The organism is Methylorubrum sp. GM97, assembly GCF_024347855.1.
In the GTDB taxonomy this organism is placed as follows: domain Bacteria; phylum Pseudomonadota; class Alphaproteobacteria; order Rhizobiales; family Beijerinckiaceae; genus Methylobacterium; species Methylobacterium extorquens.
Map to the genome: position 1 here is coordinate 4,599,938 of NZ_AP025942.1, position 24,448 is coordinate 4,624,385.

A 24,448-nucleotide genomic window follows, 5' to 3' on the forward strand; every position below is an offset into this window, starting at 1 on the left:
GCCGGAGGCGCACCGCGTGAGCGACGGGCCCTTCTTCCTCGACGGCGGCGGCGAGGCCGGCGCGCTGATCCGAGGGATCGACTGGGCGGCGACGCCGCTCGGGAGCCCGGAGGCGTGGCCGGCGGCGCTCAAGACTCTGGTCGGCGTGATGCTCGGCTCGCAACAGCCCATGCTGATCGTTTGGGGCGAGGCGCACGTCACCCTCTACAACGACGGCTACGCACCGATGTGCGGCGCCCGCCACCCGCGCGCGCTGGGGCAGGCGTTCGACGAGGTGTGGCACGACATCTGGGACCAGGTGGGGCCGATCCTGTCGCGGGCCTATGCGGGCGAGGGCACGCATATGGATGACATCGCCCTCACGATGCATCGCAACGGCTACCCGGAGGAGACCCACTTCGCCTTCGGTTATACGCCGGTGCGGATCGAGGACGGCACGGTCGCGGGCATGTTCTGCGCCTGCTCGGAGACCACCGCCTCGGTGCGGGCCGGCCGGCAGATGCATGCCGAGCGCGAGCGCTTCGCGCGGCTGTTCGAGCAGTCGCCGAGCTTCGTCGCGGTGCTCGACGGGCCCGACCACGCCTTCGCCTTCGCCAACGCCGCCTATCGCCAACTCATCGCCCATCGCGACGTTCTCGGTCGGCCCGTGCGGGAGGCTCTGCCGGAAATCGAGGGCCAGGGCTTCTTCGAGCTGCTCGACGACGTGTTCTCCACCGGCCGCACTCACACGGCGCACGGCGCACCGGTGACGATCCTGCGCGTGCCCGGCGGCATGCCGGAGCGGCGCTTCCTCGATTTCGTCTACCAGCCCATGCGGGACGCGGCCGGGACGATCACCGGCGTGTTCGTCGACGGCTCGGACGTGACCGAGCGGATCACCGGCAATGCGGCGCTCGCCGAGAGCGAGGCGCGCTTCCGCACCATGGCGGACGACGCGCCGGTGATGATGTGGGTGACCGGCCCGGACGGCGCCTGCCAGTATCTCAACCGGCGCTGGTACGACTTCACCGGCCAGAACGAGGCGCAGGCCCTCGGCCTCGGCTGGCTCGAGGCGGTGCATCCGGACGATCGCGGCTGGTCGGGCGACACTTTCCTGCGGGCGAATGCCCGGCACGAGGGCTTCAGCCTCGAGTACCGCCTGCGCCGCCGCGACGGCGTCTACCGGTGGGCGATCGACACCGCGAGCCCGCGCTTTGCCGCCGACGGGAGCTTCCTCGGCTATATCGGCTCGGTGGTCGACATCGAGGAGCGCCGCGCCGCCGAGCTCGCGCTCGCCGAGAGTGAGGAGCGCCTGCGGCTCGCCGTCGAGAGCGGCGAGATCGGCCTGTGGGACTTCGATCCGCGGGCCGGCACCCTGTTCTGGCCGCCGCGGATCAAGGCGATGTTCGGGCTGGCGCCTGACGCGGACGTGACCCTCGACGACTTCGCCGACGGCCTCCACCCGGACGACCGGGCGCGGGTCACCGCCGCCTTCGCCGCCGCCCTCGATCCCGTGGCCCGGGCCTTCTACGACGAGGAGTTCCGCGCGATCGGCCGCGCCGACGGCACGGTCCGCTGGGTCGCGGCCAAGGGGCGCGGCGTGTTTGACGCGGAGGGCCGCTGCCTGCGCGGCGTCGGCAGCGCCATCGACATCACCGCGCGGAAGGCGACCGAGGAGCGTCTCGTCGAGGCCACCCGCCGCCTCGACGCGGTGCTCGACAACGCGACGCAGGCGATCTTCATGATGGATGAGCGCCAGCACTGCGCCTACATGAACCGCGCTGCCGAGCGGCTGACCGGCTACAGCCTGGACGAGACGCACGGCAAGGCGCTGCACGACGTCGTCCACCATACCCGGCCGGACGGCAGCCCCTATCCGCTCCACGAATGCCCGATCGATCAGGCCTTTCCCGAGAACAACCAGGAGCAGGGCCAGGAGATCTTCGTCCACCGCGACGGCTCGTTCTATCCCGTCGCCTTCACCGCGAGCCCGATCCGCGACGAGGGCGGCACGCCGATCGGCACGGTGATCGAGGCGCGCAACATCGAGGGCGAGCTGCGTGCCAAGGCGCAGTTGGAGGCGTTCAACGCGAGCCTGGAGCAGCAGGTCTTGGCCCGCACCGCCGAGCTGATGCGGACCGAGGAGGCCCTGCGCCAGAGCCAGAAGATGGAGGCGGTGGGCCAGCTCACCGGCGGGCTCGCCCATGACTTCAACAATCTGCTCACCGGCATCACCGGCTCGCTCGAACTGCTGCAGACCCGCCTCGCGCAGGGGCGGATCACCGAGATCGACCGCTACGTCAACGCCGCGCAGGGCGCCGCCAAGCGCGCGGCGGCGCTGACCCACCGCCTGCTCGCCTTCTCGCGGCGCCAGACCCTGGACCCGAAGCCCACCGACGTGAACCGGCTGGTGATGGGCATGGAGGATCTGCTCCGCCGCACCATCGGCCCGTCGATCACCCTCGAAGTGGTGGCCGCGGGCGGGCTGTGGTCGGTGCTGGTCGATCCGAGCCAGCTCGAGAACGCGCTGCTGAACCTCTGCATCAACGCCCGCGACGCGATGCCGGATGGCGGGCGCATCACCATCGAGACCGCCAACAAGTGGCTCGACGACCGCGGCGCCAAGGAGCGCGACCTCGATCCCGGCCAGTACCTCTCGCTCTGCGTGACCGATTCCGGCACCGGCATGAGCCCGGACGTCATCGCCAAGGCGTTCGACCCGTTCTTCACGACGAAGCCGATCGGCCAGGGCACGGGCCTCGGCCTGTCGATGATCTACGGCTTCGTGCGCCAATCGGGCGGGCAGGTGCGGATCTACTCGGAGGTCGGCCAGGGCACGACGATGTGCCTCTACCTGCCGCGCCATTACGGGGCGGCGGAAGAGCCGGAGGCGGCGCCGGATCTGGCCGCCGCGCCCCGCGCCGAGCAGGGCGAGACGGTGCTGATCGTCGATGACGAGCCGACGGTGCGGATGCTGGTCACGGAGGTGTTGGAGGATCTCGGCTACACCGCGATCGAGGCCGCCGACGGCCCGGCCGGCCTCAAGGTGCTGCAATCGGACGTGCGCCTCGACCTACTGGTCACCGATGTCGGGCTTCCCGGCGGCATGAACGGGCGCCAGGTCGCCGATGCGGGCCGTGTCCTTCGGCCGGACCTGAAGGTGCTGTTCATCACCGGCTACGCCGAGAACGCGGCGGTGGGCAACGGCCACCTCGAGCCTGGCATGCAGGTCATCACCAAGCCCTTCGTGATGGAAGTGCTGGCCGCGCGAATCAAGGAGATGATCAACTCGCGGTGAGGGGGACAAGTCTCTGTTTTCGTGGGCGGATCGATGCCGAATGCCCCCTCTCCCCGCACGCGGGGAGAGGGAGGAGCTGAGCCGGCGCTCGAAACTAAAACCGCGCCGGATCGAGCTCGAAGGTCGGCGGCAGTGCCTCGAACCACTCGCTGTAATAGGGGTCACGCGGGATTGCCTCCGCCCAGCGCGCGCGGAAGCGGGCCTGCTCGTCCGCCGCGACGGTGCGGGCCCGGTTGCGGCTCTCGTAATGGTAGAGCTCGACCTCCGCGCAGTAGACGCTGCGCAGGCCCCGCTCCCACAGCCGCAGGCAGAGATCGACGTCGTTGTAGTTGACGGCGAATCCCTCGTCGAAGCCCCGGATCGCCTCGAACTCGGCCCGCCGCACCATCACGCAGGCCCCCGTCACCGCGAGGTAGTTGCGGTTGCCCGCGGTCGAGAAGAAGTGGCCGGGGTCTTCCCGCGGGTAGGAGCGGCGGGGATGGTCCGGCGTCGCGTCGATCACCGTGACGCCGACATGCTGCAACTCGCCGGTCTCGAACAGGAGCTTGGGGCCGACCGCGCCGACGCCGGGGATCTGCAGAAGCGCCAGCATCGCCTCGATCCAGTCGGGGCTGATGATCTCGATGTCGTCGTTGAGGAAGATCAGCACCGCGCCCGTGGCCGCACGGCTCCCGAGATTCATCTTGGCGGCGACGTTGAAGACCGGCTGGTCCCAGGTGACGGAGCGGGCATCGTACCGCTCCAGCGCTTCTTTCGTCGTTGGCCGCAGGTCGCCGTTATCGACCGCCACGATCTCGATCGCCTCGTAGGTGGTCCGCTCGCGGATGCTGGCGAGGCAAGCGGCCAGGAGATCGACGGTGCGGCCGCGGACCTCGCTGTCGCGCCCGGCGGTGGGGATCACGATCGAGACCAGGGGCCGCTCCTTGAGCGGCCGGCGCAGGTGGAAGCTGCCGGCAAAGGCGGTGGGGCGCACGCTCGCGAGCCCGCCGGTGCGCCGCGCCCGGTCCTCCAGTGCCCGGACCGCGGCGGCGACCACGTAGCCCTTGTTGTCCATGGCCTGGGCGGTCGAGCCGGGGATTGCGCGCCAGTGGTAGAGCACTTCGGGCACGTGGTGCACGCGGGCGACGTGCTCGGTGTAGCGCAGGACGAAATCGTAATCCTGCGCGCCCTCGCATTCCGCCCGGAAGGCGCCGATGCGGGCGACGATATCCATCCGGTAGAGCGCCAGATGGGCCGTGTACATGCAGGCTTCCAGGGTCTCGGGCGACCAGTCCGGCTTGAAGAACGGCTCGTAGCGCTCGCCGTCCACCGTGATCTTGTCCTCGTCCGAGTAGAGGAAATCGATCTGCGGATCCGCGTTCAGGGCGGCAATGAGCGCGTAGAACGCGTGCGGCGGGATCGCGTCGTCGTGGTCGATCAGCGTGAGCCAGTCGCCGGTGGCCAAGGCGAGAGCATCGTTGCTCGCCGCGACGATGCCGCCGTTCTTCGATCGCCGATGCAGCCGCACCCGCGGCTCCTCCGCCGCCAGCGCGTCCAGCATCGGCGCGATATGGGGCGCGCTCGACGCGTCGTCGCAGAGGCACAGCTCCCAATCGGGATAGGCCTGCGCCCGGATGCTCGCGATCGCCGCCTCCAGATAGGGTTTGGGCGTGTTGTAGACCGGCATGACGATGGAGATGCGCGGCCGCACGCGAAAGCCCGCGATCGCCGCCCGCATCGCCTCCAGGCTCGGCAGGGCCGGGCGCTCGATCGTCTCGATCCAGGCGGCGTAGGAGGCCGCCGCCGGGCGCGGCCGGGCGCTGTCCCAGAATGCCCGCCACAGGGCGGCGGGCGGGCGGCTGACAGCGAGGCGCCCGAGGCGCCCGAGCAAGGCCCCGCCCCTCCTCTCCTCCTCCGGCAGCCGCGCCCGCAACCGGCGGGCGACGGCGAGGGCGGCGGCGGGGCCGCGCAGCGGTTCGAGGGTCGCCCGCGAGAGGCGGAACCGCCCGCTCGCGGCGAGCGGATCGAGCCGCAGGCCCCGCACCCGGCGCGGCAGGCGGACGAGGTCGTCGATCCCCCCGTCCTCCCGTAATTCGAGCCGGACCGCCTCGTCCTCGCGAAAGCCCGAGCCGTCATCGACGTAAAGGAGCGGTACCGGCTTCGTGTGGCCCAGCCCTTCGAGGTCGGCACGGATGCGCACCCAGCCCCCCGCGAGCCGGAACGGAAACAGCCGTCCGCCGCGGGGATGGGTCAGCCGGAATTGCGGATCGGAGCCGGTGGAGCGCCAGACGCCCTCCCCCTCCGGCTCGATCTGTCCCTTCGGTTCGATGCGGCACGCGATCATGAGGCAACGCGTTAGAGCGCCTTCCGACGCAGTGGCAACCGGTTCGTTGGAATGCGCGTCGAATCAAAGATCGAGAGCCACCGGCCTGATGCAGTCCGGTTGGCGGCGTCAGCGCGGCGCGCAGTGAACCGCGAGCCAGATCGTCGGATTCTGGGTGCGTTCGACGCGATGCCGGCGATGCGCCGGGATCAGTAGGTGATCGCCCGCCGACAACAGACGCGGCGCGGGCTCGTCGGCGAAGCGGAGTTCGGCGCTGCCCTGAAGCACCGCGACCCACTCGTCCTCGTCCTGATCGTACCAGAAGCCCGGCGGGCTCGCTTGGCCCGTCGAGACGATGCGCTCGACCCGCAGGCCGGGACGCGTCAGCAGGGTCTCGAAGCGTTCTTCATCCGCATGCGCCGGCAAGCCGGCGAACAGGTTGGGACAGGGGATCATGTCGATGTCGCTCTCCCGGCCGACGAGGCGCCGCCGGACCTGGTCGGACACCGCGCGGCGTTCTTGCGCGTTGAAGCAGGGAAGGCCGCGCGTCCCGCGCCGCCGCAGCTTGCGACGGATCGATGCCCGAGACCAAACCCGCCCCGCTCCCCCCGGCCACCGAGGATGCCGGCCTGCCGACGCCGCCGAGCCCCGGCCGCCTGCCGCCGCCGAACCTGCCGCCCTCGCCCTCCACGGAAGACGGCGCGTCCGATGCCGGGACGGACGGCGCCGACACGGAGTGAGACGGTGCCGGACCACGCCGCGGCCCGAACCCGGATGGTCGAGACGCAACTGGTCGCCCGCGGCATCCGTGACGCGGCCGTCCTCGATGCGATGCGGGCCGTGCCGCGGGAGGCCTTCGTGCCGGACGCTCTGGCGGGGGAGGCCTACGACGACGGGCCGCTGCCGATCGGGGCGGGGCAGACGATCTCCCAGCCCTACATCGTCGCCCTGATGATCGAGGCGCTGGCCCTGCGGCCCGGCGACCGGGTGCTGGAGGTCGGCGCCGGTTGCGGCTACGCAGCGGCGGTGCTGGCGCGGATGGGCGCGCAGGTCTTCGCCATCGAGCGCCACGCGGCGTTGGGCGAGGCCGCTCGCGCGCGCCTCGCCGCACTCGGGCTCACGGTGTCTCTGCGCGTCGGCGACGGCCATGCGGGCTGGCCGGAGGCCGCGCCCTTCGACGCGGTCCTCGTCTCTGCGGCGGGCTCCACGATCCCCGAGGCGTTGAAGGCCCAGCTCAAGCCTCGTGGCCGCCTCGTCATCCCGGTCGGCCCGCCCGGCGGGCAGACGCTGCTGCGGCTGACCCGGCGCGGGCGGGACCGGTTCGAGAGCCGCGATTTCGGCCCGGTCTCCTTCGTGCCGCTGCTGCGAGGCGTGGGGACGGCGGACCCCGTGTGACGCGCAGGGTCTCCCGCCATGTCTGCAATGCGTTGCGGTGAACGGGGTCCCCCTTTGAGCCCGCGCATCGCCCGCCGATCGAAACCCGCCAGAAATTTCAAAAAATTGGGAACCGGACTCCTTTGGCCGCGTTACGCGCGTGCGAGGCCCAAATCGGGCTCGCTTATGGGGCGCCGGATGCAGGTGTCCGGCGGCCCTCGTCATCACGTTGCTCCAAGGAGGATGTGGTCATGAGGACCTTCGACTTTTCTCCCCTATACCGGTCCACCGTCGGTTTCGACCGGTTGTTTTCCCTGCTCGACCAAGCCGAGACCTCGGCTGCATGGCCGCCCTACGATATCGAGAAGGTGTCCGAGGATGCCTACCGCATCACCATGGCGGTCGCGGGCTTCGCGCAGGACGAGATCGAACTCACCCAGCACGACACCACGCTCCTCGTCACGGGCCAGAAGAAGGCCCAGGAGGGCGAGCGCCAGTATCTGCACCGGGGCATCGCTGGCCGCACGTTCCGCCAGAGCTTCAACCTGGCCCAGCATGTGCGGGTCACGGGCGCCAGCCTGGATAACGGCCTGCTGACGGTTGAGCTGAAGCGTGAGGTGCCGGAGGCGTTCAAGCCGCGCCGGATCGCCATCGGCGGCACAGGGACCGCCATCGGGCAGGACAACGCGTCGGCCGAGAAGACGCCGGCTCAGGTCGAGGACCTGTCCAAGGCCGCTTGACCCTCGGCGCACGCCACACACGAGCCAGCATCCCCGGAGGCTGCGCGCCTTCGGGGACCGCTTCCTTTTCGCACGAAAACCCCGTGCTTTCAGGGAGATGACCCGTGACGACGATGGACACGCATTCCGCCCATTCCGGCCCCATGAACCCGGCCGGCACCCCGGCCGCCTCGTTCGAGGCATGGCAGGCGCTCGTCGCCCCCGGCGACGTGTTCCGCCATCCGCGCGAGGTGCTGGCCCACCCGCTCTTGTCGCGCGCGGATAAGCGCGCGATCCTGGCCTCCTGGGCGTCCGATGCCTGCGCCCTCGAGAATGCGCCCGCTTTGCGCTGCCTTGCCGGCTGCAGGGCCGAGCCGGTGCCGGTCGATACCGTCCTCGCCGCGCTCGGCACGCTCGACCGGGGGCCTCCCTCGGCGAGCACGGCCCATTCCGGCAGTCCGGCCTGGCCCCGGCGCCCGCGGCGCGCATCGAACCGGCACCGGTTTTTTCGCCCCGGTCGCCGGGACGATGACGACGATCCGCCGCCCTGCCCGGCGGCGGTGATGCCCCGCCCGCGCACACCCCCGAGCGCGGCGGCCCTGGCCGTCGCCATCCCGGCCTGACCGCGGGGCGGCGTCCTGCCGGCTTTACGCTCGAGCCCGGCGTCTTCCTGAGGAGGACGCCGTCACCGCCGCCCGAACAGCCGCTCGATATCGGCGAGTCCGAGGCTCACGAAGGTCGGGCGGCCGTGGTTGCACGAGCCGGAGAGCGGCGTCGCCTCCATTTCGCGCAGCAGGGCGTTCATCTCCTCGGGCTTGAGGCGGCGGCCGGCGCGGATCGAGCCGTGGCAGCTCATCCGCGAGAGGATCGCGTCGAGGCGTCGGCTCACCGGATCGGGATCGCCCGCGCCGGCCGGGCCACCCTCCTCGACACCGCTGGCCGCCAGCGCGTCGAGCACGTCGAGCACGAGCCCCTTTACCGAGCCGCCCGCCAGCGCCGACGGCACGGAGCGCACCAGCACGGCGCCGGGGCCGAACGCCTCCAGGGTGAGGCCGAGCCGCTCCAGCTCGGGCGCCGCCTCGACGAGGCGGTCGGCCTCCTCGGGCGCCATCTCGACCACGTCGGGGATCAGGAGCCCCTGGGCGAGCACGCCGCCGCCGGCCCGCTCGCGCTTCAGCCGCTCGTAGACGAGCCGCTCGTGGGCGGCGTGCTGATCGACCAGCACGATCCCATCGCGGGTCTGGGCGACGATGTAGGTCTCGTGGATCTGCGCGCGGGCGGCACCCAGCGGGTGGGTCTCGGGATGGGTCTCGGCCTCCGAGCCCGCCTCCGGATCGGGCCGCAGGTCGGCGCCGGGCGGGGCGAGGTCGGCGGAGAACAAAGCCTGCGGCGTCTCGGCAAAGCCTGGATGGTCCTCGGTGAAGGCCGGGCGCGGCGCCGGGCGGTAGCCCGCGGGTGCGGCCACCGAGGGGCCGGAGAACAGGCGGCTCGCCGGGCGGGGGTTCAGGGCGCTGGCAGTGGAGGCGCCCGAATGCACGGCGAACCGGCCCACCCCCGCCGCCATCGGCGGGGCGCCCCCCATGCCGGTGCCGGCCCGCAGCGCGTCGAGGGCGGCCTGAGTGCCGGTGCTGGAAGAGCGCGCCCCGGCTCGGCGCAAAGCCTCGTGGATCGCGCTGACGATCAGCGCCCGCACCAGCCCCGGCTCGCGGAAGCGCAGCTCGGTCTTGGCCGGGTGCACGTTCACATCGACGAGGGCGGGATCGCAGATGAGATGGAGCGCGAGCACCGGGTGGCGGTCCGAGCTCATGGTGTCGGCATAAGCCCCGCGCACGGCCCCGAGCAGGAGCCGGTCGCGCACCGGGCGCCCGTTGACGACGAAGTGGATGTGGCTCGCCGCCCCGCGGTGGAAGGTCGGCAGGCCGACATGGCCGGCAAGCGCGAAACCCTCGCGGGCCATGTCGACGGGCACGGCATTGCCGGGGAAATCGGGGCCGAGCACGGCCCCGAGTCGGCGTAGCAGGGCCGCCGGGCCCGGCTCGCTCTCGGCGGGAAACACCGTCGGGCTGCCGCTCTCGGTCCGCAGGGTGAAGCGGATCTGCGGCTGCGCCACCGCGAGCCGGCGCAGGATTTCGGAGACGGCGGCCGTCTCGGCCCGGTCGGTCTTCAGGAACTTCAGCCGGGCCGGGGTCGCGGCGAACAGCTCGGTGACCTCGATGCGGGTGCCGCGCGAGGCGGGCGCCGGGCGCACCGGCCCCTTGACGCCGGAATCGAGGGTGAGGCTCACCCCCTCGCCGTCGGCGGTGCGCGAGGTGATCGTGAGCCGCGAGACCGCGCCGATCGAGGGCAGCGCCTCGCCGCGAAAGCCGAGCGAGCCGATCCGGGTCAGGTCGCCGTCGGGCAGCTTCGAGGTCGCGTGGCGCTCGACCGCGAGTGCGAGGTCGTCGGCTCCCATGCCGATGCCGTCGTCGATGACGCGGATCAGGCGGCGCCCGCCACCCTCGATCGCCACCTCGATGCTGCGCGCGCCGGCATCGATCGCGTTCTCGACCAGTTCCTTGACCGCCGAGGCCGGCCGCTCGACCACCTCGCCCGCGGCGATGCGATCGACCAGGATTGGATCGAGGCGGCGCACATGCGCGGGCGGCGGATCGCGAAGTTCGGGGGCGGCGGACATGGCCCGCGAAATATAGGCGGCCTGCCGCCCGCCCGATAGGCGCGCGGACCCGGTATCCTCACCCCCCGGTTCACCCCCGCGGCAGCATCCGGTCGCTGATGATGCGGCGCTGGATCTCGCTGGTGCCCTCGAAGATCGTGGTGAGGCGCGCATCGCGCCAATAGCGCTCGACCCGCCGCTCGGTGGTGTAGCCGTTGCCGCCGTGCAGCTGCATCGCCTGGTTCGTCACCCGCACCGCCATCTCGGTGGCCAGCAGCTTTACCTGAGCCGATTCGCTCTCGGCGGGCAGGCCCTCGTCGAGGAGGTGGGCGACCTGTTGCCAGTAGGCGCGGGCCTGGGCCACCTCGGCGGCCATGTCGGCGAGCGCGAAGCGCAGGGCCTGGAACTGGCCGATCGGCTGGCCGAACTGCTCGCGCTCCTGAAGGTAGGCGGTGCAATCCTCCACCGCGGCGCGGGCCACGCCGACCGCGCGGGCGGCGGTGTGGACGCGGGCGATGTTGAGGCCGCGCTGCACCGAGGCGAAGCCGCCGGAATCCGCGTCCGCCCCCTCGTCGCCGTAGAGGCCGGTGAGCCGGTCGCGCTCAGGCACCCGCACGCCGTCGAGGTTCAGCTCGAAGGTGAGGAAGCCGTGATAGCCGATCTTGTCGATGACGGTGCCGGTCATGCCCTTCGGGAAGGTGCCGGGCTCCTTGACCACGAGGAAGGGCTCGAGGCCGGCCGAGCGCGGCTCGCCGGGCTCGGGGTCGCGCACGCGGGCCAGCACCTCGATGAAGTCGGCGCCTTGAGCGAAGCCGGCCCAGCGCTTGGTGCCGGTGAGCACCCATTCGTCGCCCTCGCGCACCGCGCGGGTCTGCACGCCGGCCAGATCCGAGCCGGCGGTGGGTTCGGAGAGTGCAATCGAGCCGATCCACTGCCCCTTGGCGGATTTGGCCAGCAGCGCCCGGCGGCTTTCGTCGTCGAGCGTCTGGGTGCCGAGGCCCTGGCCGCGGGCCAGGATCGAGCCGGTGGAGAGCCACGCTCGGGCGAGTTCTTCCGAGATCAGGCAGTACTCGAACACGCCCAGCCCCATCCCGCCATACTCGGCGGGGATGGTGATGCCGAACCAGCCCTTCTCCGCCATCGCGTCGATGAGCGAGCGGGGCATCTCGCCCTTCTGCGGGTCGAGTTCGTCGGCGAGCGGCAGGATCACGTCGCGGGCAAACGCCCGGGCCTCCTCTTGGAGCGCGGCGCGGCGGTCGGTGCGCCAGGGCGAGAGCAGCTCCGGCGGGCGCGGCGCCTTAAATTCTGGCTTGGCCATGGTTCCTCCGCGTCTTTTTTGCCGTTGTTCGTCCGAGCCGAACGCTCAAGCTGGCAAAACGTTCGCGCGGGCCCCGCGGAAGGCCTGCGCGGGGCCGCCGCTCTTGCGCTGAAGCTCGCCCGCCCCCAGAACGCGGCTCATGCTGCGCGTCAACGATCTCACCTACCGCATCGGCGAGCGGGTCATCCTCGATTCGGCGACCTTCGCGATTCCCGACCGGGCGCGGGTCGGGCTCGTCGGCCGCAACGGGGCGGGCAAGACCACCCTGTTCCGGGCGATCCTCGGCGAGTTGCCGACCGATGCCGGCGCGGTCTCGCTGCCCAAGGGCATGCGCATCGGCGCGGTGGCGCAGGAAGCGCCCGCCGGCCCCGAGACCCTGCACGAGGTCGTGCTCGCCGCCGACACCGAGCGCTCTCGGCTGATGCAGGAGGCGGAGCACGCCGACGGGCTGCGCCGCGCCGAGATCGAGACGCGGCTCGTCGATATCGGCGCCCATTCTGCCCCGGCCCGCGCGGCGGCGATCCTGCACGGCCTCGGTTTTGACGCGGCAGCGCAGGGCCGTCCGTGCTCGGACTTCTCCGGCGGCTGGCGGATGCGGGTGGCGCTCGCTGCGGTGCTGTTCTCCGAGCCCGACCTGCTGCTTCTCGACGAGCCGACCAACTACCTCGATATCGAGGGCACGCTCTGGCTCTACGACTACCTCGAGAAGTACCCCCGCACGGCCGTCATCATCAGCCACGACCGGGAATTGCTCGACACATCCGTCGATCACATCCTGCACCTGGATCGGGGCAAGCTCACGATCTACCGCGGCGGCTATACCAGCTTTGCCCGTCAGCTCTCCGAGAAGCGGGTGCTTCAGGCGAAGGCGAAGGCCAAGCAGGAGGTCGAGCGGGCGCATCTGCAGAGCTTCATCGACCGCTTCAAGGCCAAGGCGACCAAGGCGCGCCAAGCTCAGTCGCGGATGAAGCGGCTCGCCAAGATGGAGCCCATCGCCGCGCTCTTGGAAGACGACGTGCCGGTGATCCACCTGCCGAGCCCGGAAAAGCCGCTCTCGCCGCCGATCGTGGCGATGGAGCGCGTCCAGGCCGGCTACGGCGAGCGCATCGTGCTCTCGGGGCTCAACCTGTCACTGGCCCCCGACGACCGGGTGGCGCTCTTGGGCGCCAACGGCAACGGCAAGTCGACCTTCTGCAAACTGATCGGCGGGCGGCTGCCCCCGCTCGCGGGCGAGATGCGGCGCTCCTCCAAGATGGAGGTCGCCTATTTCGCGCAGCACCAGCTCGACGAGCTGCGCCCGTCCGAGAGCGCGGTGGCGCATGTGCGCGACCGCATGCCCGACGCGCCCGAGGCCAAGGTGCGCTCGGCCGCCGCTCGGCTGGGCTTCCCGGCGTCAAAAGCCGACACGCCGGTGGAGAAACTCTCCGGTGGCGAGAAGGCGCGACTGTTGATGGGGCTCGCCGCCTTCGACGGGCCGCACTTGCTGATCCTCGACGAGCCGACCAACCACCTCGATATCGAGAGCCGGCAGGCTTTGGTGGAGGCGATCAACGATTACGAGGGGGCGGTGATCCTCGTCTCCCACGACCGCTTCCTGATCGAGGCCTGCGCCGACCGGCTCTGGATCGTCGGCGACGGCTCGGTGAAGTCCTTCGACGGCGACATGGACGATTACCGCCGTCTCGTGCTCGCCGGCCCGGAGCGGGTGGACACGTCCGGCGAGGGCACCGGGGGGCAGAAGGCCGAGGCGCGCCGCTCGGCGGTGGAGCGCCGCGCGGCTCTGGCGCCGCTGCGCAAGCGCCTCGACGGCATCGAGGCGCGCATGGCCAAGCTCTCGGCGGCGATCGAGAAGATCGACGCGGCCTTGGCCGACGGCACCGCCTTCCTCAAGGACGCGGCCAAGGCCGGCGACATCGCCCGCATGCGTGCCGAGGCGGCCGAAGCCCTGGCCAAGGCCGAGGAGGAATGGCTGGAGGTGAGCGGCGAGATCGAGGCGGCGGCCTGAGGCTAGGCCGCGAACCTGTCCCAAGCCCGCCAGTTCGAGCGCGGCTTATGGGCAGGGCCATCGCTCCTCATGCTGAGGTGCCGAGCGATCGCCCGGCCTCGAAGCACCCCGGAACGGTCGATCCCCCAGCGCGGCTCGATCGGGCAAGCGTCGCGGCGTGCTTCGAGGCTGCTCGCGCAGCATGAGGAGCATCCAGATTGCCGGACCAAGCTGGGTAAACTGTCTCTCGGACGGGCTCGCGCGCGGCGCCTTGCGAACCGGCATCCGGTTCCTTCCCCCTTCGCTCGCCTGCAAGCTTAACGGGAGGCCGCCGCGGCGTGAGCCGTGGGTGGCCGGTGATCGGGGCAACGCCGGCCCCTGCCCCGCGTTGTCCGACGCGAGAGCGGAACGGAGAAATCATGCGCGGCACGAGCCATCCCGTGACACGAAAGAGCGGAAAGGCCCTCGCGCTGCTGCCGCTGGCGGCGGCCGGCGCCTGGATCGCCTGGAGCCATCTCGGGCTGAACCGGGCCGGCCCCCTGCCTCCGGCCCTGCCGGGGCGGCGCAGCACCCTGCGCACGCGGGCGGGCCGGGTGAACCTCTACGCCGCGGATGCGCAGGGCGGACGGCCGCTGCTCCTGATCCACTCGGTCAACGCGGCGGCCAACGCCTACGAGGTCAAGCCGCTCTACGAGCATTACCGGGGCCACCGCCCCGTCTACGCGCTGGAACTGCCGGGCTTCGGCCACTCCGAGCGGGCGGACCGGATCTACACGCCCCGGCTGATGACCGACGCGATCCTCGACGCGGCGGCCGAGATCGCCGGCCGCCACGGCGGCGGGGCGCTCGACGCGATCGCGCTCTCGCTGCCGTGCGCCTATCTCGCCCGTGCCGCCTTGGAGCGACCGGACCTGTTTTCGACGCTCGGCCTGATCAGCCCGACCGGCTTCGATGCCCGCCTTTCCGGGTACGGGCCGGCGGACACCAACCGCGGCAAGCCGCTGGCCCGAGGGCTCGCCGCCTTCCCGCTCTGGGGCCGCCCGCTCTTCGACGCGCTGGTGAGCCGGCCGAGCATGCGCTTCTTCCTGGAAAAGACCTGGGGCAGCCGCGACATCGACGAGGGCCTGCTCGCCTACGACCAGCTCTCGGCCCGCCAGCCAGGCGCCGAGCACGCGCCGTTCTCATTCCTCTCCGGCTACCTGTTCCCCGACGATACGACGCGGGTCTACGAGGCTTTGCGCCTGCCCGTCTTCATGGTGCACGGGGCGCGGGGCGACTTCGTCGATTACCGCTATGTCGGCGAGGTGGCGGGCCGCCCGAACTGGACGATCCTGCGGCTGCCGACGGGTGCCTTCCCGCATTTCGAGAACCGGGCGGCGGTGACGAACGCCTACGACGCCTTCCTCGCCGCCCATCCCGAAGCGCGGGGTCATACCAAATCCGGTTGATCCCTTCGGGATGGCGGATTTGGACGCCGCTCAGGCGCCGCGCGGGCTTGCTGATACGGTCTTCGCTTTGATCAAGCGAACCCGTATCAGCCGACCGCTTCGATCCGGTAGCGCAGCCAGACGGTGCCGTCGTCGAACGGCGCGCAGGCGGTGCGGGTGAGGCGGCGGCGCGAGCCCATGGAATCCCCCTCCCCGCCCTCGAAGTCGAACAGGGCCGGCGTGCCGAGCACGCCGTCGACGGCGGGCGCGATCAGCAGGCTGAGTTCGTCCACGAGCCCGGCCTTCAGCATCGAGCCGTTGATGCGCCCGCCGCCCTCGACCAGCAGCCGCTCGATGCCGAACAGGCGCTTGAGCTTGGCCAGCGCCAGGGCGAAATCGACCTCGCGCTCACCGGCGATGATGTAGGATTGGCCGCCGGCCTTCAGGCGGCGCAGGCGGTCGTCCGAGGCCTGTCCCGTCGTCAGCACGATGACGTGATCGCCCTCGATGTCGTTGCGTGCACCCCAATCCATCGCGCCGCGGGCATCGAGCGCCACCGCGTAGCCGGACGCATCGGTGCGGGCGACGTGATCCTCGCGGGAGACAGGCTCCTCGGGCGGAACGGAGGCGAGCGGCTTGGCGCTGTCGGCGTAGCCCTGCATGGTGATGCGCCCGCACATCCAGGCGTCGCCCTGCAGCTGCTTGTGGACCTCCTCGTAATGCGAATCCGCGTCGATGGTGGTCCAGCGCCGGACCTTGATGCGCCCATCGACCGAGGTGGTCATGTGGCACAGGACGTAGGGGCGCTCCGATGTGTCGGTCATGGCGTCAGGGTTCCTGCTCTCGATTGTGGAGGCGGAACTAGACCGGCCGTCCATCCGGGCCAGGGCGCGCCGCCGCGGCGACGCGCCGCCGGCTTGGCCGAAGGCGCCCGCGCCGGATAGGCTGCTGCCGACGGATCGGGAGGCGAGGATGGCGACCTACACCGCGGATGTCCGCTGGGCGCTGGCGGCGGGCGAGGACTTTTCCGCGGGGCGCTACAGCCGCGGCCACACCGTGCGCTTCGATGGCGGCGTCGAACTCGCGGGTTCGGCCTCGCCGCACGTCGTCGGCAAGTGGGCGGTGGCGGCGGCGGTCGATCCCGAGGAGATGCTGGTGGCGGCGCTCTCGACCTGCCACATGCTGAGCTTCGTCCACGTCGCGAGGCTCGCCGGATTCGTCGCACAGGCCTACCGGGACCACGCTGAGGGCAGCATGGAGGAAATCGCGCCCGGCCGGCAGGCGGTGACGCGGGTGGTGCTGCATCCGCGCATCGAGTGGACCGGCGCGGCGCCCGACGCGGAGCGGCTCGCCGCGCTCCACCATGAGGCGCACGAGACCTGCTTCATCGCCAATTCCGTGCGGACCGAGGTGACGGTCGCCTGAAGGCGCGCTTGGCGAAACCGGCTCCGCCGGTGCATGTCCTCGACAACGCGATCCTTCGAGGACATCCGGATGACCGACCTGACGCTCGCCGCCGCCCAGACCCTTGTGGCGACCGCCCTGAAGACCGCCCGCGAACGGAATCTCAAGCCGCTGGCGGTGGTCGTCTACGACGCCCGCGGCGCCCTCAAATGTCTTGCGGCCGAGGACGGCACCTCGCTGCGCCGCGCGGAAGTGGCCCGCGGCAAGGCCAACGGCGCGCTGGCGCTCGGCCTCGGCTCGCGGGCGATCGCCAATCGGGCCGAGGAGCAGCCGCATTTCGTGGCCGCCGTGAGCCACCTCGTCGGCCCGGACGCTCTGGTGCCGGTGCCCGGCGGCGTGCTGATCCGCGATGCCGACGGCCGCCTGCTCGGCGCGGTCGGCGTCTCCGGCGACACCTCCGACAACGATGAGATCTGCGCCCTGGCCGGCATCGAGGCGGCGGGGCTGAAGGGGGAGACGGGGGCGTGAGCGCCTGACGGCCGTGTTCGGAGGCGCGCACCGCGTGTCCCCTCTCCCCAACCGAAGTCGGGCTTGCCCGACTTCGGCGACCGCTAATCGGATCCCGGGCAAGCCCGGGATCCGGCGGGGAGAGGCCGCCCTGCACCTTGTCGTGCAGGGCGGAAGCGAAGGCGAAGCCGGAGCGAGGGTGAGGGGGTATCCCCGGATGAGACGCATCCGGCACCGCCCCCTCACCTTCGGCTGCCGCCTCGTCGCGCCGACGACAGGGTCGTCGCGACCCTCTCCCCGCAAGCGGGGCGAGGGGATGCGTCGGGAGAAGGCTCGCCTGTCCGTGAGCCGCTTGGCGCCGTGGCACCGCCGTAGCGTTGCCTGAGCCCATGAACCTCCCCCGCCGCACCCTCCTCCAGACCGGCGCGGCGCTTGCTGCCGGGCTCGTCCTCCCCGCTCCCGCGCGGGCGGCCTCCCCCGTCTACCGCCGCGGCAACGACGCCGACCCGGAAACACTCGATCCGCACAAGACCTCGACGGTGGCCGAGGCGCATCTCCTGCGCGACCTGTTCGAGGGGCTGCTGACCTACGACAACCGCGGCACGATCATTCCCGGCATGGCCGAGCGTTGGACCGTCTCCGACGACCGCCTCACCTACCGCTTCCATCTTCGTCCCGACGGGCGCTGGTCGAACGGCGATGCGGTCACGGCCGACGACTTCCTGTTCTCGCTGCGCCGCATCCTCGATCCGAAGACGGCGGCGAAATACGCCGAGGTGCTGTTCCCGATCCGGGGAGCGGCCGCCGTCAATGCGGGTGAGCAGCCGCCGGAGACGCTGGGGTGACGGCCCCCGATCCCCGCACCCTGGAGATCGGGCTCGTCGAGCCGGTGCCCTACCTCCTCGAACTTCTCACGCACCAGACCTCGCTGCCAGTCCACCGCCCCTCGCTGGAGCGCTGGGGCGACGTCTTCGCGCGGCCCGGCAACCTCGTCTCGAACGGCCCCTACGCCCTGGTCGATTGGGTACCGAACGACCGCATCACCCTGACGAAAAACCCGCATTACCGCGACGCCGCCGCGATCCCGATCGAGCGGGTCGACGTCATCCCGACCCCCGACCTCGCTGCGGCGGTGCGGCGTTACGCGGCCGGTGAGATCGATTCCCTCTCGGACCTGCCCGCCGACCAGATCGCCTCGCTCAAGAGCCGCTTCGGCCCCCAGGTGCAGCTCGGACCGGGACTCGGCCTGCTCGCCATCGCCTTCAACCTGCGCAAGAAACCCTTCGACGACGCGCGGGTGCGCCGGGCCCTGTCGCTGGCCATCGACCGGGAGTTTCTGGCCGAGATCGTCTGGGGGCAGACCATGGCCCCGGCCTATTCGTTCTGCCCGCCGGGCCTCGACAACGCCCTGCCGCCTCCGCTCCTGCCGGGGCGCGAGGATGGGCCGATCGACCGCGAGGAGGAGGCGTTGCGGCTGCTGGCGCAAGCCGGCTACGGGCCGGGCAACCCGCTCACGGTCGAGTACCGCTTCAACGTCACCGACAACAACCGCAACACCGCGATCGCGCTCGCCGATGCGTGGCGCGGCATCGGCGTCGTGACCCGCTTCGTCTCCACCGACGCCAAGACCCACTTCGCGTATCTCCGCGACGGCGGCCCCTTCGACCTCGCCCGGATGTCCTGGGTCGCCGACTATTCCGACCCGCAGAACTTTTTGTTTCTGCTCCGCACCGGCAATGACGGGTTCAATGCCGGGCGCTGGTCGAACGCAGCGTTCGACGGGCTGCTGACCCAAGCCGCAGGGGAGCGCGACGTTCAGGCCCGCGCGCGGATGCTGTTCGACGCCGAAACCATCGTGCTCAACGAACTGCCCTGGGTGCCGCTGCTGCATTACCGCTCGAAGGCGCTCGTCTCGCCGCGGCTGCACGGGATGCACCCGAACATCCGCAACGTCGCCCCCACCCGCTATCTCCGGCTCGATCCATGATCCCGCTGATCCTGCGCCGGATCGCCCAGAGCCTGCCGACCCTGTTCCTGGTGGTGGCGGGCAGCTTCTTCCTGATCCGGCTGGCACCCGGCGGCCCGTTCGATCTGGAGCGGCCGCTGCCGCCGGCGGCGATGGAGAACCTGCGCCGGGTCTACGGCCTCGACCAGCCGCTGATCGTGCAGTTCGGGCGCTATCTCCTGAGCCTGCTGCGGGGTGATCTCGGCCCCTCCTTCACCTTTCGCGATCTCACCGTCACCGACCTGTTCGCGCGGGGGCTGCCCGTCTCCGTGACGCTCGGCGGCCTCGCGCTTGTCCTGGCGTTGGCCCTCGGCCTCGCGCTCGGCAGCCTCGCCGCCTTCAACCGCAATGGGCTCGCAGACCGGCTGGTCGGACTCGCCGCCTCGCTCGGGCTTGCGGTGCCGAACTTCGTCACCGCGCCCCTGCTCCAGATCGTGTTCGGCCTCGGCCTCGCTTGGCTCCCCGTCGGCGGATGGGCGGACGGCGCGCCGCAAAACCTCGTCCTGCCGGTGCTCACCCTGGCTTTGCCCCACGCGGCCGGCATCGCCCGGCTCACCCGCGCCTCGCTCGGCGAGGTGCTGATCCAGCCGCATATCCGCACGCAGCGCGCCATGGGGCTCTCGCGCGCCCGCATCGCTCGGCACGCGTTGCGCGGGGCGCTGCTTCCTGTGGTCGCGACCCTCGGACCGCTGGCGGCGGGGCTGATGACCGGCTCGGTGGTGGTCGAGACCATCTTCGGCCTGCCCGGCATCGGCCGCTACTTCGTCGAGGGGGCGCTCAACCGCGACTACACCCTGGTGATGGGCACGGTGATTCTGGTGGCGGTGATGGTGATCGTCTTCAACCTGATCGCCGACCTCATCGCCGCCGCCCTCGACCCGCGCGTGAGGCTGTCGGCATGAGCCTGACGCTCGCTCGCCGCCTCGCCCGCGACCGCCCGGCGCTTGTGGCCCTTGCGAGCCTCGTGCTGATCGCCCTGGCCTGCTTCGTCGGCCCGCGACTCACCGGGCACCCGCCCGAGCGGATCTATCCGGATTTCGTCCGGGTCGCCCCGAGCCTTGCCGCCCACCCGCGGCCCGACGCGGTGCGGCCGGCCCTCACGCGCCTCGCCTTCCGGATGCGGCTGACGCTGGAAGACGTGGCGCAGGACGGCGACCGGGTGCGCATGACGCTGACGGCGCCAAAACCGATCGACGCGCGCTCCCTCCGTCTGCTGCCCCGCTCCGGCCTGTTCGGCGAGGCTCAGGTGCTGGAGCGATCCGCGGATGGACGCCGGCTCGTGGTCGAGGCGCCGCTCCGACGGCTGACCTTCCTCCTCGGCACCGATGCGCTCGGGCGCGATCTCCTCAGCCGCTGCCTCGCCGCGGGGCAGGTCTCCTTGCTGATCGGGCTGACCGCGGCGCTCGCCGCGCTTCTCATCGGCGTCGCCTACGGCGCGGTCTCCGGCATGGCCGGGGGCACGGTCGATGCGCTGATGATGCGCCTCCTCGACATCCTCTACGCCCTGCCCTTCGTCTTCTTCGTCATCATGCTGCTGGTGTTCTTCCGTGCCGGCCTGTGGCTGGTGCTGGTGGCCGTGGCAGCGGTCGAGTGGCTCGACATGGCCCGCATCGTCCGCACCCAGACCCTGAGCCTGAAGGACCGCGATTTCGTCCGCGCGGCCTCGGCGCTCGGGGCGGGCACGGTTAGGATTCTCGTCCGCCACATCGTGCCGAATACGCTCGGATCGATCATCGCGGCGGCGACCCTGCTGGTGCCGCGGGTGATCCTCCTGGAAAGCTTCCTCTCGTTCCTCGGTCTCGGCGTGCAGGAGCCCGACACCTCCTGGGGCGTGCTGATCGCGGAAGGCGCCCGCGCGCTCGAATCCGCGCCGTGGATGCTGGCCGCGCCCGCGGGCTTCCTCGTGGTCACCCTGGTGGCCCTGAACCGGCTCGGCGACGGCCTCGGCGAGGCGCTCGACCCGCGGCTGTCCGCCGCCGAGGCTCGCTGAACCCGCCTCAGCGAGCCTCGGCCGGCAGATAGCCCTGGTAGACGATGCGCACCGTGCGCCGCTCGCCGGGCATCTCCGAAACGGGAATGGCCTTCGATCCGCGCAAGACGGGGGTGGGCTCGATCAGGCCGGGCTCTGCCGCAGCCGGGGTGGGCGGCGCCTTGGGGCGCAGCGCCCAGCGCTCGGCTCCGCCGGCGCTCGCCAGCGTGGAGACTGCGAGGACGGCCCCCATGGAGGCCAGCCCAGCGGCGAGCGGCGGAAGCAAGGATTTGACGGAAAGCTGCGCGAAAAAATTCATAGCGGGTGGCCCGGCGAACGGGGACATTCCGCAACCTGAAGCGTTTCCGAACGCCAATATGCCCTGCCCTCGGTCCGCCGCCGGGTGGGACTTGCGAACAATTTTGCCGAGTCAGGGTAAACGGAGGGTCCATGACGAGCCGAGCGGAAGGTCAGGCCGGGGCCGCGGCGCCCGAGCGCGTCGCAACCGGCACGGTCGTCGACACCGACATCGCCGCCCGGCTCGACCGCCTGCCCTTCGGCCGCTTCCACACCCTCGTCATCGTCGCGCTCGGCATCACCTGGGTGCTCGATGGGCTCGAAGTGACCTTGGCCGGCGCCCTCGTCGGCGCGCTGCGCAAGGCGCCGATGTCCTTTACCGAGTTCGATGTCGGCTTGGCGGCGAGCTCCTACCTCGTCGGCGCGGTCGTCGGCGCCGTCGGCTTCGGCTGGCTGACCGACCGGATCGGGCGCAAGAAACTGTTCTTCATCACGCTGTTCCTCTACCTCATCGCCACCGCGGCCACGGGCCTGTCGTGGAATATCTGGAGCTTCTGCCTGTTCCGCTTCCTCACGGGAGCCGGGATCGGCGGCGAGTACACCGCGATCAACTCGACCATCCAAGAGCTGATCCCGGCCCGGGTGCGCGGCTGGACCGACCTCGTCATCAACGGCTCGTTCTGGATCGGCGCCGCGCTTGGCTCGTTCCTGTCGATCGCGCTCCTGCGCCCCGAATGGATCGACCCGTCCTATGGCTGGCGCATCGCCTTCTTCGTCGGCGGCGGCATCGGCCTCGTCATCCTGCTCCTGCGCACTTGGATCCCCGAGAGCCCGCGCTGGCTCGTCACCCATGGCTATGCCGCGGAGGCCGACCGGGTGGTGACGGGTATCGAGAAGCGCTTCACGGATGACGGCATCACCCTGCCCCCGCCCGACCCGTCGCGCCGCCTCAAGCTCAAGGTCCGCAGCCACACCCCGCTCGCGGAGGTCGCCAACGCCCTGTTCGTCACGAACCGGCGCCAGACCATGGTCGGCCTCGCGCTGATGATCGCCCAGGCCTTCTTCTACAACGCGCTGTTCTTCACCTACGCGCTAGTGCTCGAGCGCTTCTACAACGTGCCCGGCGGCGATGTCGGCTGGTATCTCCTGCCCTTCGCGCTCGGCTCCTTCCTCGGCCCGCTGCTGCTCGGCCGGCTGTTCGACACCGTGGGCCGGCGCCCGATGATCGCCTTCACCTACGGCATCTCGGCGGTGCTGCTCGTCGTGGTCGGCCTCGTCTTCCGCGCCGACATGCTCGGCCCCTGGGGCCAGACCGCGGCTTGGATGGCCGTGTTCTTCTTCGCCTCCGCGGCGGCGAGCTCCGCCTACCTCACGGTGGCCGAGACCTTCCCGCTGGAGATTCGCGCGCTGGCGATCGCCGCCTTCTACGCCCTCGGCACCGGCATCGGCGGCGTCTCGGGGCCGCTCCTGTTCGGCGCGCTGGTGGAGACGGGCTCGCGCGACCTCGTCCTGGTCGGCTACTTCATCGGTGCGGCCCTGATGGCGGTGGCTGCCATCGTCGGCTGGATCTGGGGCACGGCGGCCGAGGGCAAGTCGCTGGAGGACGTGTCGAAGCCGCTGGCCGCGGCGTAAGGCTTGCACAGGCGCCGTTCGATCGCGTGTGCATCCCCTCTCCCCGCGTGCGGCGAGAGGGGGAGCGCGGCGGGCTACGAGCCGATCGACCCCTTGAGGCTCAGGTCGGCCCGGAGCGTGGTGTCGAACCCTTCCGACGCAGCCAGATCGCCGAGGCCACCGCCAGGGCGTCGAGCGGGAGGGTCACGGCGCCCTGGCGCTTGCCCCACAGTTCCAGCCCGCCGAAGCCGACGCGGCGGATCTCGAGCCACGCACCGAACGGGAACACCGTCTGGTTGCCCTCGCCGGGGCCGAAACACTCCTCGAAGGCCAGCGGATCGACCATGATCGCGTCGTACTTGGCGAGGTGGCTGGCGATCGCGACCTTCGAGCGGAACGGGCCGCGGTCGCGGCGGAACGAGGCGAAGCAGGGCTCGAACTCGGTGAGCGTCACCCACAGCTTGCCGCCGATGCGCAGGTAGGGTGGGTTCGGACCCTCAACGCCAAAGTTCTCCGGCCCCCAGCCCGCTTCGCTCATCAGGGATTCGGCGAGCGTCACCGGCTCGGCCGTTGGGGCTGCGGGCGGCCGCTCGTCCAGGACCCCCGGGGGGTCGGCGGGCAGGCCGGTTTCAGTCAGGCCGGCCTCGACCAAGCCGCCAGGGTTCGAGCTGCCCGGGTGAGAGCCGCTCTCGGTCACGCCACCGTGGATCATGCCACGTCCTCGCGCCTGCCGCCGCTCCGCGGGAGCGACCGGCACGCATTATCCCGCATCTAGTGCGGGCGGGCGAGAAATTTTTTTCACAAACAGCACTGCGCGCGTGACGCAGGCGCCCGACCGACGAGCGAGACGATCACACCTCGTCGTCGTCCTCGTCGATGCGGCTCATGCCCTTGAGCTTGGCGAAGACCGCATCGGCGTTGAGATCTTCTTCCTCTTCCTCTCGCTCCGCGGCGGCCGGGGCGGTCGAAACCTCGGTCGGCAGGAGCTTGGCGCCGCCATCGGTCGGCAGCACGGCGGGGCGGTCCTTGGCGGCGCGCTGCACCTCGAAATCGAGGTCGATCTGCGAGCACAGGCCGAGCGTCACCGGGTCCATCGGCTGGAGCGAGGCCGAGTTCCAGTGGGTCCGCTCGCGGATCTGCTGGATCGTCGCCTTGGTGGTGCCCACCAGCCGGATGACCTGCGCGTCCTTCAGCTCCGGGTGGTTGCGGATCAGCCAGAGGATCGCGTTCGGCCGGTCCTGACGACGGGACAGCGGGGTGTAGCGCGGGCCCTTGGTGGTGCGCTTGACCTCGGGCAGCTTCACCTTCGAGACCGCGACCTTGAGCCGGTAATGCGGCGCCTTCTGCGCCTTCTCGATCTCGTCGCGGGTGAGCTGGCCGGTGGTGATCGGGTCGAGGCCCTTGATGCCGGCGGCGACTTCACCGTCGGCGATGCCCTTCACCTCGAGCGGGTGCAGCTTGCAGAAATCGGCGATCTGTTCGAAGGCGAGCGAGGTGTTCTCGACGAGCCACACGGCGGTCGCCTTGGGCATCAGCGGACCTTGGGACATCGGACAAAGCTCCAGACGGTCAGAGTGCGCGGCAGGGAAACGGGCGGGATG

The 24,448-nt window shown here is 71.0% G+C and carries 20 protein-coding genes and 1 pseudogene; 13 read left to right on the forward strand and 8 right to left on the reverse strand.

Going from position 1 to position 24,448, the window contains the following annotated elements:
• Window positions 1-16 precede the first annotated feature (16 nt).
• On the forward strand, window positions 17-3,277 hold the full coding sequence (locus tag MSPGM_RS21490) for a PAS domain S-box protein (RefSeq protein ID WP_003604870.1): 3,261 nt from the start codon (window positions 17-19) through the stop codon (window positions 3,275-3,277).
• Between the two features lie 94 nt (window positions 3,278-3,371).
• On the opposite strand, the gene MSPGM_RS21495 is transcribed toward MSPGM_RS21490, so the two are convergent.
• Window positions 3,372-5,600: a glycosyltransferase family 2 protein gene (locus MSPGM_RS21495; RefSeq protein WP_015857437.1), complete on the reverse strand. Its 2,229-nt coding sequence runs from the start codon at window positions 5,598-5,600 to the stop codon at window positions 3,372-3,374.
• Between the two features lie 108 nt (window positions 5,601-5,708).
• Entirely contained in the window at window positions 5,709-6,086 is a 378-nt protein-coding gene (locus MSPGM_RS21500; RefSeq protein WP_003607822.1) for a cupin domain-containing protein, read from the reverse strand.
• A 71-nt stretch (window positions 6,087-6,157) separates the two neighbouring features.
• Between MSPGM_RS21500 and MSPGM_RS21505 the strand changes: the two genes are divergently transcribed.
• The 4 genes from MSPGM_RS21505 (at window position 6,158) to MSPGM_RS21520 (ending at window position 8,295) form a co-directional block, all read left to right on the forward strand.
• On the forward strand, window positions 6,158-6,319 hold the full coding sequence (locus MSPGM_RS21505) for a hypothetical protein (protein WP_015857438.1): 162 nt from the start codon (window positions 6,158-6,160) through the stop codon (window positions 6,317-6,319).
• Window positions 6,320-6,353: 34 nt separating this feature from the next.
• Window positions 6,354-6,974 (forward strand): protein-L-isoaspartate(D-aspartate) O-methyltransferase, encoded by a 621-nt coding sequence (locus tag MSPGM_RS21510; protein WP_015857439.1) that lies wholly within the window; start codon window positions 6,354-6,356, stop codon window positions 6,972-6,974.
• A 230-nt stretch (window positions 6,975-7,204) separates the two neighbouring features.
• The gene (locus tag MSPGM_RS21515; RefSeq protein WP_003607575.1) at window positions 7,205-7,693 is read left to right on the forward strand and encodes an Hsp20 family protein; all 489 of its coding nucleotides are present in this window, start codon (window positions 7,205-7,207) and stop codon (window positions 7,691-7,693) included.
• A 113-nt stretch (window positions 7,694-7,806) separates the two neighbouring features.
• Window positions 7,807-8,295, forward strand: a complete 489-nt coding sequence (locus MSPGM_RS21520) for a hypothetical protein (RefSeq protein ID WP_209688709.1) — start codon at window positions 7,807-7,809, stop codon at window positions 8,293-8,295.
• Between the two features lie 62 nt (window positions 8,296-8,357).
• On the opposite strand, the gene mutL is transcribed toward MSPGM_RS21520, so the two are convergent.
• Window positions 8,358-10,346 (reverse strand): DNA mismatch repair endonuclease MutL, encoded by a 1,989-nt coding sequence (gene mutL, locus MSPGM_RS21525; protein ID WP_015857441.1) that lies wholly within the window; start codon window positions 10,344-10,346, stop codon window positions 8,358-8,360.
• Window positions 10,347-10,416: 70 nt separating this feature from the next.
• On the reverse strand, window positions 10,417-11,643 hold the full coding sequence (locus MSPGM_RS21530; protein ID WP_003602406.1) for an acyl-CoA dehydrogenase family protein: 1,227 nt from the start codon (window positions 11,641-11,643) through the stop codon (window positions 10,417-10,419).
• 139 nt (window positions 11,644-11,782) lie between these two features.
• Between MSPGM_RS21530 and MSPGM_RS21535 the strand changes: the two genes are divergently transcribed.
• Window positions 11,783-13,648, forward strand: coding sequence for an ABC-F family ATP-binding cassette domain-containing protein (locus tag MSPGM_RS21535; RefSeq protein WP_003602407.1), 1,866 nt, complete (start codon window positions 11,783-11,785; stop codon window positions 13,646-13,648).
• Between the two features lie 398 nt (window positions 13,649-14,046).
• Window positions 14,047-15,075 carry an alpha/beta fold hydrolase gene (locus MSPGM_RS21540; protein ID WP_003602409.1) on the forward strand — a complete coding sequence of 343 codons (1,029 nt, stop codon included), beginning with the start codon at window positions 14,047-14,049 and terminating at the stop codon, window positions 15,073-15,075.
• An 86-nt stretch (window positions 15,076-15,161) separates the two neighbouring features.
• On the opposite strand, the gene MSPGM_RS21545 is transcribed toward MSPGM_RS21540, so the two are convergent.
• Complete coding sequence (locus MSPGM_RS21545; protein WP_003602411.1) at window positions 15,162-15,878, reverse strand: dihydrofolate reductase family protein; 717 nt, start codon at window positions 15,876-15,878, stop codon at window positions 15,162-15,164.
• A 148-nt stretch (window positions 15,879-16,026) separates the two neighbouring features.
• Between MSPGM_RS21545 and MSPGM_RS21550 the strand changes: the two genes are divergently transcribed.
• The 5 genes and pseudogenes from MSPGM_RS21550 (at window position 16,027) to MSPGM_RS21570 (ending at window position 20,960) form a co-directional block, all read left to right on the forward strand.
• On the forward strand, window positions 16,027-16,479 hold the full coding sequence (locus MSPGM_RS21550) for an OsmC family protein (protein WP_003602413.1): 453 nt from the start codon (window positions 16,027-16,029) through the stop codon (window positions 16,477-16,479).
• Between the two features lie 69 nt (window positions 16,480-16,548).
• Window positions 16,549-16,986 carry a GlcG/HbpS family heme-binding protein gene (locus MSPGM_RS21555; RefSeq protein ID WP_003602415.1) on the forward strand — a complete coding sequence of 146 codons (438 nt, stop codon included), beginning with the start codon at window positions 16,549-16,551 and terminating at the stop codon, window positions 16,984-16,986.
• 368 nt (window positions 16,987-17,354) lie between these two features.
• Window positions 17,355-18,952: pseudogene (locus MSPGM_RS21560) on the forward strand (peptide ABC transporter substrate-binding protein).
• A complete protein-coding gene (locus MSPGM_RS21565; RefSeq protein ID WP_003602418.1) occupies window positions 18,949-19,872 on the forward strand; it encodes an ABC transporter permease in 924 nt (307 codons plus the stop codon). Before MSPGM_RS21560 ends, MSPGM_RS21565 begins: the two are co-directional and overlap by 4 nt.
• Window positions 19,869-20,960: an ABC transporter permease gene (locus MSPGM_RS21570; RefSeq protein ID WP_003602420.1), complete on the forward strand. Its 1,092-nt coding sequence runs from the start codon at window positions 19,869-19,871 to the stop codon at window positions 20,958-20,960. Before MSPGM_RS21565 ends, MSPGM_RS21570 begins: the two co-directional genes overlap by 4 nt.
• Window positions 20,961-20,967: 7 nt before the next feature.
• On the opposite strand, the gene MSPGM_RS21575 is transcribed toward MSPGM_RS21570, so the two are convergent.
• The gene (locus MSPGM_RS21575; RefSeq protein WP_015857443.1) at window positions 20,968-21,192 is read right to left on the reverse strand and encodes a hypothetical protein; all 225 of its coding nucleotides are present in this window, start codon (window positions 21,190-21,192) and stop codon (window positions 20,968-20,970) included.
• Between the two features lie 197 nt (window positions 21,193-21,389).
• On the opposite strand from MSPGM_RS21575, the gene MSPGM_RS21580 reads away from it, so the two are divergent.
• Entirely contained in the window at window positions 21,390-22,868 is a 1,479-nt protein-coding gene (locus MSPGM_RS21580) for an MFS transporter (protein ID WP_015857444.1), read from the forward strand.
• Window positions 22,869-22,968: 100 nt separating this feature from the next.
• On the opposite strand, the gene MSPGM_RS21585 is transcribed toward MSPGM_RS21580, so the two are convergent.
• Window positions 22,969-23,559, reverse strand: a complete 591-nt coding sequence (locus tag MSPGM_RS21585; protein WP_003602427.1) for a hypothetical protein — start codon at window positions 23,557-23,559, stop codon at window positions 22,969-22,971.
• Window positions 23,560-23,698: 139 nt separating this feature from the next.
• Complete coding sequence (locus MSPGM_RS21590) at window positions 23,699-24,397, reverse strand: DUF1013 domain-containing protein (protein ID WP_003602429.1); 699 nt, start codon at window positions 24,395-24,397, stop codon at window positions 23,699-23,701.
• Window positions 24,398-24,448 lie beyond the last annotated feature (51 nt).